Origin of the sequence: Ekhidna sp., from assembly GCF_965247405.1 — a bacterium.
Lineage (GTDB): Bacteria > Bacteroidota > Bacteroidia > Cytophagales > Cyclobacteriaceae > Ekhidna.
Genome location: NZ_OZ252014.1, coordinates 259,241 through 272,940, shown reverse-complemented (window position 1 = coordinate 272,940; position 13,700 = coordinate 259,241). Strand labels below are relative to the sequence as shown.

The 13,700-nt window shown below is 41.7% G+C and carries 14 protein-coding genes; 4 read left to right on the top strand and 10 right to left on the bottom strand.

Annotation, left to right across the window (positions count from 1 at the left end; all coding sequences use genetic code 11):
• Window positions 1-30 precede the first annotated feature (30 nt).
• A complete protein-coding gene (locus tag ACP14Y_RS01035; protein ID WP_424961113.1) occupies window positions 31-384 on the bottom strand; it encodes a hypothetical protein in 354 nt (117 codons plus the stop codon).
• A 216-nt stretch (window positions 385-600) separates the two neighbouring features.
• Here ACP14Y_RS01035 and ACP14Y_RS01030 point away from each other — a divergent pair, with 216 nt between their 5' ends.
• Window positions 601-1,266 (top strand): hypothetical protein, encoded by a 666-nt coding sequence (locus ACP14Y_RS01030; protein ID WP_424961112.1) that lies wholly within the window; start codon window positions 601-603, stop codon window positions 1,264-1,266.
• Between the two features lie 250 nt (window positions 1,267-1,516).
• Here ACP14Y_RS01030 and ACP14Y_RS01025 read toward each other — a convergent pair whose 3' ends face one another.
• The 3 genes from ACP14Y_RS01025 to ACP14Y_RS01015 form a co-directional block, all read right to left on the bottom strand.
• Window positions 1,517-2,782, bottom strand: coding sequence for a phosphatidylserine decarboxylase (locus tag ACP14Y_RS01025; protein WP_424961111.1), 1,266 nt, complete (start codon window positions 2,780-2,782; stop codon window positions 1,517-1,519).
• Between the two features lie 270 nt (window positions 2,783-3,052).
• Window positions 3,053-4,690: a chaperonin GroEL gene (groL, locus tag ACP14Y_RS01020; protein WP_424961110.1), complete on the bottom strand. Its 1,638-nt coding sequence runs from the start codon at window positions 4,688-4,690 to the stop codon at window positions 3,053-3,055.
• Between the two features lie 33 nt (window positions 4,691-4,723).
• A complete protein-coding gene (locus ACP14Y_RS01015) occupies window positions 4,724-5,002 on the bottom strand; it encodes a co-chaperone GroES (protein WP_350205683.1) in 279 nt (92 codons plus the stop codon).
• Between the two features lie 203 nt (window positions 5,003-5,205).
• Here ACP14Y_RS01015 and ACP14Y_RS01010 point away from each other — a divergent pair, with 203 nt between their 5' ends.
• Window positions 5,206-5,913: a hypothetical protein gene (locus ACP14Y_RS01010; RefSeq protein ID WP_424961109.1), complete on the top strand. Its 708-nt coding sequence runs from the start codon at window positions 5,206-5,208 to the stop codon at window positions 5,911-5,913.
• On the opposite strand, the gene secG is transcribed toward ACP14Y_RS01010, so the two are convergent.
• Genes secG through miaB form a run of 5 tightly spaced genes read right to left on the bottom strand, consistent with a single transcriptional unit; the run spans window position 5,910 to window position 11,819 of the window.
• Complete coding sequence (gene secG, locus ACP14Y_RS01005) at window positions 5,910-6,287, bottom strand: preprotein translocase subunit SecG (protein WP_424961108.1); 378 nt, start codon at window positions 6,285-6,287, stop codon at window positions 5,910-5,912. The genes ACP14Y_RS01010 and secG overlap by 4 nt on opposite strands.
• Window positions 6,288-8,534: a hypothetical protein gene (locus ACP14Y_RS01000; RefSeq protein ID WP_424961107.1), complete on the bottom strand. Its 2,247-nt coding sequence runs from the start codon at window positions 8,532-8,534 to the stop codon at window positions 6,288-6,290.
• Between the two features lie 39 nt (window positions 8,535-8,573).
• Window positions 8,574-9,101: an LPS assembly lipoprotein LptE gene (lptE, locus tag ACP14Y_RS00995; protein WP_424961106.1), complete on the bottom strand. Its 528-nt coding sequence runs from the start codon at window positions 9,099-9,101 to the stop codon at window positions 8,574-8,576.
• Window positions 9,082-10,365: a sigma-54 interaction domain-containing protein gene (locus tag ACP14Y_RS00990; RefSeq protein WP_424961105.1), complete on the bottom strand. Its 1,284-nt coding sequence runs from the start codon at window positions 10,363-10,365 to the stop codon at window positions 9,082-9,084. The genes lptE and ACP14Y_RS00990 overlap by 20 nt, the downstream gene beginning before the upstream one ends.
• The gene (gene miaB / locus ACP14Y_RS00985; RefSeq protein WP_424961104.1) at window positions 10,362-11,819 is read right to left on the bottom strand and encodes a tRNA (N6-isopentenyl adenosine(37)-C2)-methylthiotransferase MiaB; all 1,458 of its coding nucleotides are present in this window, start codon (window positions 11,817-11,819) and stop codon (window positions 10,362-10,364) included. The genes ACP14Y_RS00990 and miaB overlap by 4 nt, the downstream gene beginning before the upstream one ends.
• 75 nt (window positions 11,820-11,894) lie before the next feature.
• On the opposite strand from miaB, the gene ACP14Y_RS00980 reads away from it, so the two are divergent.
• Together ACP14Y_RS00980 and ACP14Y_RS00975 are read left to right on the top strand one after the other, a co-directional pair.
• A complete protein-coding gene (locus ACP14Y_RS00980) occupies window positions 11,895-12,416 on the top strand; it encodes a gamma carbonic anhydrase family protein (protein ID WP_424961103.1) in 522 nt (173 codons plus the stop codon).
• Window positions 12,413-12,760 carry a phage holin family protein gene (locus tag ACP14Y_RS00975; RefSeq protein ID WP_424961102.1) on the top strand — a complete coding sequence of 116 codons (348 nt, stop codon included), beginning with the start codon at window positions 12,413-12,415 and terminating at the stop codon, window positions 12,758-12,760. The genes ACP14Y_RS00980 and ACP14Y_RS00975 overlap by 4 nt, the downstream gene beginning before the upstream one ends.
• On the opposite strand, the gene ACP14Y_RS00970 is transcribed toward ACP14Y_RS00975, so the two are convergent.
• A complete protein-coding gene (locus ACP14Y_RS00970; protein WP_349562275.1) occupies window positions 12,751-13,677 on the bottom strand; it encodes a type IX secretion system membrane protein PorP/SprF in 927 nt (308 codons plus the stop codon). The two genes, ACP14Y_RS00975 and ACP14Y_RS00970, sit on opposite strands and share 10 nt — an antisense overlap.
• Window positions 13,678-13,700: the final 23 nt, after the last annotated feature.

Sequence of the window (13,700 nt, the reverse complement as noted above, 5' to 3'; positions counted from 1 at the left end):
GATAGACCAGTGCGTAAGGGATAGCTGACCCTAATTTTCGTCTTCATATATGCGGACTGCATTGTACCTCTTATCTCCATCGTAGGCTAATAGTCCAAGGCACACCACGCAATCACCGGGCTCATACTCAGCCACCAGCTTCACCAGAAAAACACCCTCCATTTGGATGCCCATGTCATCACAGGTGAGCATGGTATAAAATACATTTTCCTCACCATTCGCCGATTCACCCAAGTGATAATAGGTCGGGTCTTCAATTTTAAGTATAGCCTGGTCACAGAACACTTCCACGAGTGACACTTCCAAAGTGATTCCCTCCAGATTGGGAGATTCCCGGCATGATAAACCAAGAGCCAATAGCGCAATCAGTGTAATGCTTTTCATGGTTTTATTTTTTTGCTAAGACTGTTGGAGGGGCTGAAACGTTGGAACGATTGTAAATAAGAGTTTTATACTGCTTGTTCTAGTTACAATTGGCTAACTGTTTTGAATCTATTTACCCTTACTCAGCTCAATATTACGTTGACTAAATTTACCTCTCCCTTCGCTAAATCGTCATTGCTACCACTACTTGGAAACGCTAGTTTCATTGAAAAAACAATGATGAAAACACAAAAAACACAAATTAATCTTACTCGAATAGCCATGATAATGGCTGTGATAGTGATCACTTCATGTGCAACGAGCGAATCTGATAAAACCTTAACTCAGGTGCCCTCTGAATCATTCAATGAAGATCCACAAAGTGATCCATTGAATATCATGGTTTCTGAGTTCTTAGGATTTGATAGTGAACAAAGCATGTTAGAGTTGCAAGAAGTAGATCCTTGGGTTGAAGAGAATATCGAACTTGATGATTCAACCGCCTCCATGCACCTTCCAAATATCCTCGGCGCAAAAGCAGTTGCTTTTTATACGTATGACGATTTAAATGATGGATGGCGTCAGTTTTTATTGGTTGCTAATCATGAAAATTTCTTGACCCTGCTAGAAGGAGATTTGATTGACTTAGAAGGTATGGAATATGAATTGATGGAAGGAAAGAAGAAACCGAAAAAAACCAAACATCCTAAACCAATTAAAGGCAAATATGGTAAAAGAAGAGGATGTGAGGTTTGGGAATGTTCAGATGGGGGATTATGCGTTCAAGTCACTTATATCCCGTGTGCGGGACACAAATCTACTTGTACTTCAGATAGTGACTGTGATGGACAATCGCATGGAGTTGGTTCTGACGAATTAGTAGGAGAGATACTTAGCTATTAGCGTCACAGGTGAATAACTGATGAAATCACCGTGATATCTAGTTATCAAATGCATTCAATAAAACCCTACTTTATGATTGAGTAGGGTTTTTATGTGTGCTGATCCTGGGGGGACGGAAACGTTAGGATAATTTTAATCAAAGGTTTGTGACTTCAACAAACCCGCTATTCCATTTTTCGATTCGTGAGGACACGAACCGAGGCTTAGGGTTTGCACGATTCATTATAGTGTTTGTTGCCACTTCGTTTCTTCATTTGGACAAAAAGCCTAATCGTTCTCCCATTAAAATATGTTGGTAAGCATTGCCATCTTTCTGCATTGGAGCATCAAGGGTAAAGGTTGTGCCCTCCTGAAAGATCATGATGAAGTCGGATCCACCAAAAGCAAAATGTCCCAGCATGTCACCTTTCTTAACCTGCTTTCCTGGTTTTACCTCATCTTCAAAATTCACGGATCCTACTACGACCATACCTATGGGCATCAGCGCAACTAAACCATAATTATCAGTCTCAAGGATAACACACCCACGCGATTCTACCGTTTGCCATCCGGTTTTCGCTGTGGGATTGAAAACATAGGCGTTACTTTCCTGATCCCAGAAAAGCTCACCTCCGGTTGGATTAATGCCTTGAATGATGCGTACTTCTTTGACGGTTCCACTTAGCGGAAAGTGATAACGATGGTAGTCATTGACGTTCAGAAATGAATGTGTGAACGTACCATTGGCAAATGCATTTTTATATTCACTGTCTTCACCTATTAGGTTGGCAATGGATTTTAGTTGTACAGATTTAACCAGAAGTCCTTTACTATCAATAAGCATAGAACTGCTGTCGATTTTCCAAACGCCCTGAGGCTCTGAATCCGCAAACGATGCTACAATGGAATCTACTTCGGAGCTTGCAATGGGACGCTCATCCGGTGATTTTAGGTAACGAGCAAAGAAATCGTTGAAGCTATTCCAATTAGCAGGATCTTCGTACCAGCCATTTTGAAGTCCAAAGTTTGGGTCATTCAATGCCATTTGATAGTACTCCTCATTCCAGGAATCCTCCGTATCCAGGTAACTGCCCCATGACTTGCTAAAGGTAGTGAGCCAGCTTGAAAATGGTTCATAGTATTGTAGCGAATTGTTCACTAACCCTTTGTCCTCAAGTTCGGGCAATGGTTGATCTATTAGGAAATAGAAGGCACATAATCCCTGAAAGATATTGTCAAATATTTCAGGATATTCCTCTTTCTTGAGCAAGGCCCACGGCATGGTGGTTTCAGCCCATGATACAAACTGAAAATATTCCTCCAGATTCTGAGCTGGATTCGTGTTTGGGTCCGGGTTGATCGCTTTGGCCTTCGCTAATGATAGCTCTAACATGCTTTTTAATTCAGGATCGCGCTCTAAAAGCGCAATGAGTTCTTGGGTGGCTTTTCCATATTGAGCTTCTTCTTGTGGAGTTGTACAAGAAGAGGTGATAGCTGTAAACAATATAATTAAAAGTAAGTAACGTGGAGATTTCATCTTCATGAGTGATTGGTAACAACCCTAAAGATAATTTTTTAAGCCTAGTTTCTTAAAATTAGGATTGTAATGTACCAACTATCTGTTGGGCTCCAATTCGCTTAATAATTAGCTAATCGTAATTGTCTACACTTCGATAAACTCAATGTGTCAAGTGGAGATGGTTCAATGTCTATCCTTCGGGACGATCCATAATCTTTACAAATAAAAAAAACCCCTCTCCCGATAGCGATCGGGATGAGAGGCTTAATATCTAATCTGAGCGTTTGATTACATCATGCCGCCCATGCCACCGCCCATTCCGGCTGGCATAGCAGGAGCTGCACCTTCTTTCTCAGGCTCTTCTGCTACTACACACTCGGTAGTGAGTAGGAGAGAAGCGATAGAAGAAGCGTTCTCAAGTGCTAGTCTTGTCACTTTTGTCGGGTCAATGATACCAGCTTTGAACATGTTTACATATTCACCAGTCGCAGCATTGAATCCGTAATCTTCTTTACCTGCAAGTACATCATTTACTACTACTGAAGCTTCGCCACCAGCGTTTTCAACGATGGTTCTCAATGGAGCCTGGATTGCAGACTTCACGATTTGAACACCCGTGTTCTGGTCTTCATTGTCAAGCTTCAAGCTGTCAAGGGCTTTCATTGCTCTAATCAATGCTACGCCACCACCAGCTACGATACCTTCTTGTACGGCAGCTCTTGTTGCATGCAGTGCATCATCCACACGGTCTTTCTTCTCTTTCATTTCAACCTCAGTAGCTGCTCCGATGTAAAGAATAGCTACTCCACCGGAAAGCTTAGCAAGTCTTTCTTGTAGCTTCTCTTTGTCGTAATCTGAAGTAGTGTTCTCGATTTGTTGCTTGATCTGGTTTACGCGAGCTTCAATGTCTTCTTTCTTACCAGCACCATTTACGATCGTGGTGTTGTCTTTGTCGATATTGATTTTCTCTGCAGTACCTAAGTAATCAAGCGTTGCATTTTCTAGTTTGTAGCCTCTTTCTTCAGAGATTACAGTACCACCAGTTAGGATAGCGATATCCTCTAGCATTGCTTTTCTTCTGTCACCGAATCCTGGCGCTTTCACTGCAGCGATTTTCAGCGATCCTCTGATTTTGTTTACCACCAATGTAGCAAGTGCCTCGCCTTCCACATCTTCAGCGATGATCAACAATGGTTTACCAGTCTGAGCAGTTGCTTCTAGGATAGGAAGAAGCTCCTTCATGTTAGAAACTTTCTTGTCGTAGATCAAGATATAAGGGTTTTCCAACTCTGTTTCCATCTTGTCAGTATTGGTCACGAAGTAAGGAGAAAGGTATCCTCTGTCAAACTGCATACCTTCTACCGTCTTCACTTCTGTCTCAGTACCTTTTGCTTCTTCTACAGTGATCACACCGTCCTTACCTACTTTGTCCATCGCGTCAGCAATCATTTTACCGATTTCAGGATCGTTGTTAGCAGAAACTGAAGCGACCTGAGCGATCTCTTCAGAAGTTTTGATGTCTTTAGACTGCTTTCTTAGGTTTTCTACAACAGAAGCTACTGCTTTATCAATACCTCTTTTCAAGTCCATTGGGTTGGCACCTGCAGCTACGTTTTTGATTCCGTGACCGAAAATTGACTGAGTCAATACGGTCGCAGTGGTCGTACCGTCACCAGCGTCATCAGCTGTTTTAGATGCTACCTCTTTTACCAGCTGAGCACCCATGTTTTCGATTGGCTCCTTAAGCTCAATCTCTTTCGCCACAGAAACACCATCTTTCGTTACAGTAGGTGCGCCAAACTTTTTGTCAAGGATTACATTTCGTCCTTTAGGTCCTAGTGTTACTTTAACCGCGTCAGCAAGGATGTCAACACCAGTCTTGATGCTGTCTCTTGCGTCGGTATTAAAGAATATATCTTTTGCCATGATTGTTATTATTTTTTCAGTTTTAAGATTGGATTATACAATTCCGTAAATGTCAGCTTCTTTCATAATCAGAAACTCTCTACCATCGATGGTGATCTCTGTTCCTGAATATTTACCATAAAGCACCTGGTCTCCGACCTTTACATTAATAGGTTCGTCTTTCTTACCAGTACCGATAGCGACAATTTGTCCTCGTTGAGGTTTTTCTTTGGCAGTGTCAGGAATGATGATTCCAGACGCTGTTTTTTCTTCAGCCGCAGCAGGTTCTACCAGAACTCTGTCAGCAAGTGGTTTGAAATTTACTTTAGACATGTTTGTAAACGTTTATGTTTAGTTGAATTCAGATTTTTGCTTTGGCTATTATCATTTTATGTGCCAAGACCGGAATGTCAGCAAGCTTCGTGTGTTAATATGACATTTTTACAGGATGTCATGACACTTTCCTCTAAAACCACGTTTAAGCTCTTGACAAACTGACATTTGAGGTTTAATTTTTTACATAAAAAGTTAAGTGTATGGATAGTTTAAGACATGATTGGCTGACAGAAGGCCTTATTGATTACGAGTACAAAAAGTATATTTTATTAGCCTACCTAAAGGATGTGGGGAGGCGGTTCAATCAATCAGAATTGTATCCTTTTATGTCTGATCTGATCTTTCACTATAGAAACATGATCAAGGTGAAGGAAAGCAAGAGGCTGATGTATGACAGTTTTCCGGAATCATTGAGCAAAGCAGATTTCAATAAACTACGCTTAACCTATGACAAGATCGTGAATGATGACGAAGTAATGCGGCAGATCGAGGAGATCATTTCATTTGCTATTCCTAAAATGAAGGGGATGCTGGAGGAAGGGAAGGAGCTATATGAGTTTGTAGAGGAGCAAATCAATTTGGAGCCAGTGGGTGTTTCTCCAATATATTCTGATGAGGGTTATTTGTTCATTAATCAGGAGAAGTCCAGTGATGTTTCTATCTATCGCTATCAGATGACCTTTTTTGAACATGCCGAAGAAAAATATCGCAGCATGACCACCGAGTTTTTGATGAATGAAATGCGGAACATCAGTAAGACATACGAAAACATTAAAGTTGGCCTGACTAAAAAGTTCACTGAACTACCTAATCCAGCTACCTATCTGGCGGTTAGCAAATTGAAGTTTCCGCTTAATGAAACGGTTTTGCCAGTGGCAAAGCGAATGCTGGTAAGGGTGATTTCTTAATTTCCAGTGCTGTCAGTTGCTGTTCCTTCAGTCAGGTCTTCTAACCCTGAAGCATCTGCATCTGAAGGCTGGATGCCCTGCGGAATGGCCGGCTGAGTGGTCTGTGCATTGTCGATATTTGGGCTAGATAGCACATCTTGCTCTACCTCAGGCTGTATAAAATTGGTAGAAACGGAAAGCACAAGCAGCGCGATAGCAAATCCCCAGGTTAGTTTCTCCAGAAGATCGCCGGTCTTTTTTACACCCATTAGTTGGGTTGTGCCAGATCCTCCAAATTGACTTGAAAGCCCTCCGCCTTTCGGGTTTTGTGCTAGCACAACAAGGATCAACAACACAGCGACAATGACAATCAGGGTTACTATTATTCCGTACATCTATTCAATCTTTGCAATTAAGTCCGCAAAGTAAGATTTTTTTTCGGGATATTTCAAGCTTAATGCCTCATAGATTTCAATTGCACGTTTTTTATTTCCTTGGTGAAGGTAAATCTCAGCCAAGTATTCCGATGCTAAGTTGGGATCCCAGGCAGCACTTTGCTCCGCAAGGTCTTCCGTTTTTACATCATCCTTACGCTGATATTTTATGGTAGGGGACTCCTTAATGAACTTATCGATGATATCTTGCTGAGATTTTTGATCAGACTTGTCATCATCTTTCTTTTCTTCTTTTTTATTCGACTTAGATTTAGCAGTTGTCTTTTCCTTGCTGGTCTTCTTTGCTGTTTCTTTTTTTGTTGTACTTTTTTTCCTGGATGTCGTCGTTTTCTTTTCTTCCTTCTTAGTAGAAGCTTTGGGCTTGGCGGCCTTTTTCACCTCTTTCTTCTTTTCTGCTTCTACTTCTTTTTCAGCACTCTTACTCTCCTCTTTTTTATTTTCATCTAAGATCTCGTGTCGAATAGACTTAGACCGTCGAGGACTCTTTCTTTGAACCGGTTTTGCTTTGGAAAGGTCTGGAAGCTTGATTTTGCTATCAGCATCTTCCTTATCCTGATCTTCTTTCTGCTTTGCTTCCGGCTCTTTAGCTGTTTCTTTTTTCTCCTCTTTCGGTGTTTCCTCCTTGGCCTTTGGTTGCTCTATGGTCTCACCAGTCGATGGAGAGTCCTCTTTTTTGGAAGTTGACTTGTCTTTTTCTTTAGCCCGGCCTGCCGTCTTGCTTTCGCTCTTTTCAGACTCATCCTTTTTAGATTCAGGTTTGCTGCCACGAGTAGGCTCATCTATATCCAGGAAGCTTGTATCAAAGTCTTCTGGTGGTTTAAGGGTACTTCGTGTCTGGAACCTTGAAAAACGTGGTTCCCGAATGACACGCTCAGCTCTTTCATCCCCTTTTGGATCACTATCGTCTTCTTTCGCCTTTGTCTCTTCTTTCGCTTCCTTTTTCTTGGACTCTGCCTTTGTCTCTGGCTGCTTTTCTTTCTTGTCGGCAGGCTTCTCTTTAGATTCCTCTTTGACTGTTTTTGAACCTTCTACTTTTTTTGCTGGCGTGGCTTTTAACTCTTCCTTCTTTTCTGTTGGTTTTGCAGTAGACTTTTGCTCCTCTTCTTGAGTTACTTCCGCTTTCGCCTTTTGTGCTGCTTCTAATGCTTGTCTTGTTATGTCTGAAGCAGTTTTTTTGGTTTCTTCGGCTAGTTTGTTTGCTTCAGCTATGAGTTTAGCAGTGTCCAGGTCAGAGATGTCTTCGCTATCTGATTTCTTATCTTTAGGTTCCTCTACTTTAGGCTCCTCTGCTTTAGGCTCCTCTGCTTTAGGCTCCTCTGCTTTAGGCTCCTCTGCTTTAGGCTCCTCTGCTTTAGGCTCCTCTGTTATTTTATCTTCAGTGGTTCCAGGTGACGCATCTGGCTTTGGTGATTGTGCTGACTCTGAAAGTTCTTCTTTCTTATCAGTACCTTCCGGTTGGTCGGGCTTAGGGGTGGAAGGCTGAGGTGCCAGACCTGTAGCTTTTTTTAGCGCGGCTGATACAGCATCGTCTTCCTCAATCTTTTCCTGAACCTGAGCGAATTTGGCTCTGGACGATTTCAGGTTTTCCATGTCACGTTGAAGCTCTTCTAGAATGGAGTCCAATTGTCCTGAGGGTAGTTCGGGTATTTTAGGTTGAGGTTTTTTAGATTCTTGTTCTTTTATAGCGCTTGGGCGCTTATCCGTTCTTTCCTTAGACTTCTCTTCAACAACTTCCTGCTCCTTAGCTTTTACAGGTTTTGATTCTTTGGTATCCTTTGCGAGAGGAACCTCTGGTTTTTTTTCTGTCTTTTCTGTTGCTTTCTCCGGTGGCTTAGGTGGAGAAGATGTGGGGGCCTGTTTTGCTGTAACAGGTTTCTGAGCAGCTTGTTTTTCCGATGGCTTCTTTTTTTCAACTTCAGCCTCTTCTACCTCTGCAGGTTGATGGAGAAAGAAAAGATTGCCACTCAGGTATTTTTTCAGTAATACACGGTCGGTAGAGTAGATGGCAGCAGATGCGACTCTTTTTTTTGTCTCAGGGTGGTCATGTTCCTTGCTTGATTTTGCTAAAAGAAGGCGGGCGCTGAGAAAATAGGGGTGCTCGTTCACTATTGACTCCAGCTCATCTAGCTGCTCCGGAGAAAGCTTATTAGGTTCTCTTAGATAGGTGATTAACTCTGTTTTGTTCACAGGATTAGCTAACGGTGTTCAAGCTAAAATTAAGCAAAATCACCAATTTGCCACGGAAGCATTGAAGATATCTAAAACTATTTGGTCAAATATCTCCTCCACAAAGGCTTCTTCATTTGCTGATAAATCAGTGGTGTTATTGTCAAAGTCTTTGAAAAAAGAGAAGGTTTTGTCAAAATCGAAGGTAGGATCATTGACGTTAGTGTATGTAGCTGAGACAGTTATGGTGATTCTGGATAGCGCAGAAAAATCAGCCTGTCCCTGACTTCCTGAAGTGGCAGCTACCGGAGTAATGGTGTAATTAGAGATATAACCGTCTATTTGTAAATCGCCATTATTATCAACTAATTCCAGACTTGTATTCTGTTGAAAATAATCTTTGATGTTTTCCGTAAACAATACACTCATATTAGAGGGCCCCAAAGGTGCATTGTTGTAAAACGTAGAAATGGTAATGGTCTTTGTATCTGGTGAAATTGATGCACCGGTGAATGAATACACGCCACATCCAGTGCTCAAACCAATTGACAGAATAGAAAGAATAAGACTAAAGGTTCTCAAGTTCATATTGCTTTATCTTCCTGTACAAAGTTCGTTCCGAAATGCCGAGATCCTCTGCTGCATACTTTCGTTTATTATTGTTTTTCCTTAGTGCTTTGATAATCAGCTCTTTTTCCTTTTTCTCAAGTGAAAGAGAATCTTCCAGCTCCATTTCGTGTGTGATATCCTCTACCTCAGAATCATAATCGTCTTGATTAGACCTTATAATCAAAGTAGGTTCTTCTTTATGTTTGGGGGTTTCCTCCTTATACTCCTCCAGGCGGGCATGCGAAGAATCTATGTTTTGGAAGAGAGTCTTATGATCCTCCAGAATCTCTTTGTCGCTATCATCTCCATCCAACATTTTAAAAACGAGCTTTTTGAGCTCAGCCATGTCAGACTTCATGTCAAAAAGAACCTTGTATAATATGTCCCTCTCAGTGAAATTGTCCTTTGATTCTTCCTTATTAACCAAGGCAGGGAGGTTGCTACCCGTTCGAGGGAGGTACGTCTGAAGCTGTTCCAACGAAATCTCCCGCTCCACACTGAGGACACTCATCTGTTCGACCAAGTTTTTGAGCTGCCGTATATTACCCGGGAACCTGTGCGACTTGAGGTATTCTTTGGCATCATCAGAAAGCTTGATCGGCTCTGTTTTGTAGTTTTCAGAAAAGTCATAGGCAAACTTTCTGAATAATAGCACGACATCATCTCCACGCTCTCTTAATGCAGGAACATAAATCGGAACGGTACTCAATCGGTAGTAAAGATCTTCGCGAAACTTTCCTTTATTCACCGCATCCAAAAGGTCAACATTGGTAGCTGCGATTACCCGAACATCCGTTTTTTGGACTTTTGAAGAACCCACCTTGATGAATTCTCCATTTTCTAATACTCGAAGCAATCTTGCCTGCGTACTTTGTGGCATTTCTCCAATTTCATCCAGAAAAATGGTACCACCATCAGTTACTTCGAAGTACCCTTTCCGGTCTCCGGTAGCTCCGGTAAACGCACCCTTTTCGTGTCCAAATAGCTCAGAATCAATGGTTCCTTCAGGAATTGCTCCGCAGTTAATAGCGATAAACTGTCCATGTTTACGGTGGGAGAGGCTATGAATAATTTTTGAGAAGGATTCCTTACCTGCACCGCTTTCTCCTGTGATGAGCACACTCATGTCCGTTGGAGCCACCTGCATGGCAACACGAATGGCGTTGTTGAGTTTGCTGGAATTACCAACAATTTCAAATCGCTGCTTTATTGCCTGAACTTCTGAATCAATTTTTAAACTCATACTAACTCACCGAATAGGGTTGCTGGCGTGCAGTCATTCACACGTACATTAACGTATGTGCCTTTTGGAACGTCCGCTTCAAATATGATCACCTTGTTGGCTGAATTTCTTCCTTGCATCTGCTCCTCTGATCGTTTGCTTTTACCTTCCACCAACACCTGAAATTCCTTGCCAATGTCCAGTTTATTTCTTTCAAGAGATATTTCCCGTTGTTTATCAATGATTTCCTGAAGCCTTCTTTTCTTCACTTCAAGTGGTATGTCATCTTCATACTTCTTTGCAGCTAGTGTGCCTGGACGCTCAGAGTAAAAAAACATGTAGGAGAAATCGTATTTCACATAATCCATGATGGTGAGTGTGTCCTGATGCTCTTCTTCTGTTTCGGTACAAAAGCCCGCAATCATATCTGAGCTGATACCACATTCTTCACCTAAAATCTCTCGTATAGCATCTACACGGTTGATATACCACTCCCGGTCGTAGGTTCGATTCATCAATTCCAGCACCCGTGAGTTTCCACTTTGCGCAGGCAGATGTATATAGTTGCAGATATTCTCATATTTTTTCATGGTATGGAGCACCTCATCTGTAATGTCCTTAGGGTGGGAGGTAGAAAACCTGACCCTGAGATCCGGGTGTACTTTGGCCACCATTTCGATGAGATTGGCAAAGTTCACAATCTCATCGACATCATCTTTCTTGTTCAGTCGAGCTTTGTTATTTTCTACAGGCGACCATTTATATGAGTCTACATTTTGTCCAAGTAGCGTTACTTCTCTATAGCCTTTATCAAAGAGTTCTTGCGCTTCCTTTACGATTGAGTGCGGATCACGACTTCTTTCGCGACCCCTGGTAAATGGTACCACACAGAATGAACACATGTTGTCACATCCGCGCATGATTGAGATGAATGCGGTTACTCCGTTTGAATTCAATCTGACAGGGGAGATGTCAGCATAGGTCTCCTCACGGGATAGAAAGGTATTTATTCCTTTCTCACCTTCCTCAGCCTGCTTTACCAGTTTAGGTAGGTCTCTATATGCATCAGGACCAAGTACCAGATCAACAATTTTCTCCTCCTCCAATAGCTTAGACTTGAGGCGCTCTGCCATACAACCCAGCACACCGACAGTTACATCTTTGTTTTTCTTTTTTACTCCATTAAAGAAATTAAGGCGGTTTCGTACCGTTTGTTCTGCCTTTTCACGAATGGAGCATGTATTGATCAAAATCACATCGGCATGCTCAGGCGAAGAGGTAGTTCCAAAACCTTCTTTTTTGAGAATAGAGGTGACAATCTCACTATCCGAAAAATTCATCTGACAACCGTAGCTCTCAATATATAGCTTTCTTCGTGCAGTCGTGCCGTCATCTTCAGTGGTCTTAAAATCACACGATTCAGGTTGATTTTTCTCTTCCTCAAGTAAATCTATGTCTGCTATCAATCCTTGCATGACGCAAAGATAGAAAGTGTAATGACATTTTGTCAGCACTTAAGGAATTGATTTTATATAGATTTAAAAGAAAAAATGGCTCACATTCAGGAGGTGAGGGGTTTTGCCCCAAAATATGGAAAGGATTGTTGGTTTGCACCGAATAGCACGATAGTAGGTGAGGTGGAGATGGGAGATAATTGCACGGTGTGGTTCAATGCAGTGGTTAGAGGAGATGTAAACTTCATTCGGATTGGGAATAATTCCAATATTCAGGATAATGTGACCATCCATGGGACTTATAAAAAAGCTGGAACGACCATCGGTCATAATGTATCCATCGGTCATAATGCTGTAGTACATGGTTGTACAATAGAAGACAATGTTTTGATAGGAATAGGGGCTATCATATTAGATAATGCGATCATCAAATCCGGATCCATCATTGGAGCAGGAACGGTAGTGCTAGAGGGAACTGTAGTAGAGCCCAATTCTGTTTATGGAGGTGTCCCAGGCAAAAAGCTTAAAAGTATGGATGCGGAGAATAAGGAAATGCTTGGTAGAATTGCAGGGAATTATACCATGTACGCTGGTTGGTTTAAAGAAAATGAAAAATGAATATTCTAGTTAAAATACTACTTTCCTCAATTGCAGTAATAATAGCATCATACCTTTTACCAGGTGTTTATGTAGATGATTTCATCACTGCTGTGATAGTAGCAGTGCTTCTCGCTTTACTTAATTCCTCTGTAAAGCCCTTACTGATTCTGTTTACTATTCCATTGACAGTTTTTACGCTTGGACTATTCCTGTTAGTTATCAATGCACTCATCATTCTGATGGCAGATGCTATTGTACCGGGTTTTGAAGTCCACGGATTTTGGTGGGCATTGATATTCAGCATGTTGCTATCGCTGATTAACGCTTTGCTATCAGATATCAGTAAAGATGGTCAGAAGTAAACCGGGCACTGAGGATCTTTCTTGTAGTTCCTCAATTTCACGCGATAATTAAGCATGATCTCATGGGTACCACGCGAGTTATTAGCTAGCGCATTTACTGTGGCGTCATAAGCGTACCCAATTCTGAAGTTTTCGTTGAGGATAAGTTGCGTAAGAAAAACAATGGCATCTCCACTTCGATAGGAAACACCAGCGTAGGCTATTCCATCAAAAATAATGGTTGCATTCAGATCCCATCCTACACGGCTCTGTTCCTGATATCTAAAGAGTGCCGAAGGACTGAATTTCACATTCGGATTGATGTCAAAAATCACTCCACCGGTAGCATAATAGTACCTGCTTTCTCTTCCTTCGGTGGTGGTACCATCTTCGGCCTGAACTTCATACAAAGTATTTTCCAGAATAAACGGAACGGATATTCCGGCATACATTCTTGGGTTAGCAAAATAGATTCCGGTACCAAAGTTCGGTGTGAATCGGGTAGGGGTGCCTGACAACAATTCATCATCCTCTCGCAAAAGATTCAAATCTTCAAAATCTGATCTTCGATTATCAAATCCACCCGAAAGGCCCATAGCAAGAATACCTGCGCTTGTTTTTATCTTGTAAGCACCACTCACGTAAAGCGAAGATTCCTTGTGAACACCAATCACATCTTCAGCTGCCTGTAGACCAAGGCCTATCTGATTTCCGTAAAAGGAACTATGAACGGAAAGAATATTTGATCTGGGTGCGCCATCCACGTTTATCCATTGCTTACGGTGGATAAAGCTTGCACTCAGTATATTCAAACTTCCTGCATATGCCGGATTTAAAGACAACCCATTAAACATATATGTAGACATGACAGGGCGTTGCTGTGCAAAAGCACAGCTTACCATGATCATGAGGAATAATACGATTGTTGACCTTTTCATGTATTGAGTAGTTTTTTAACGGT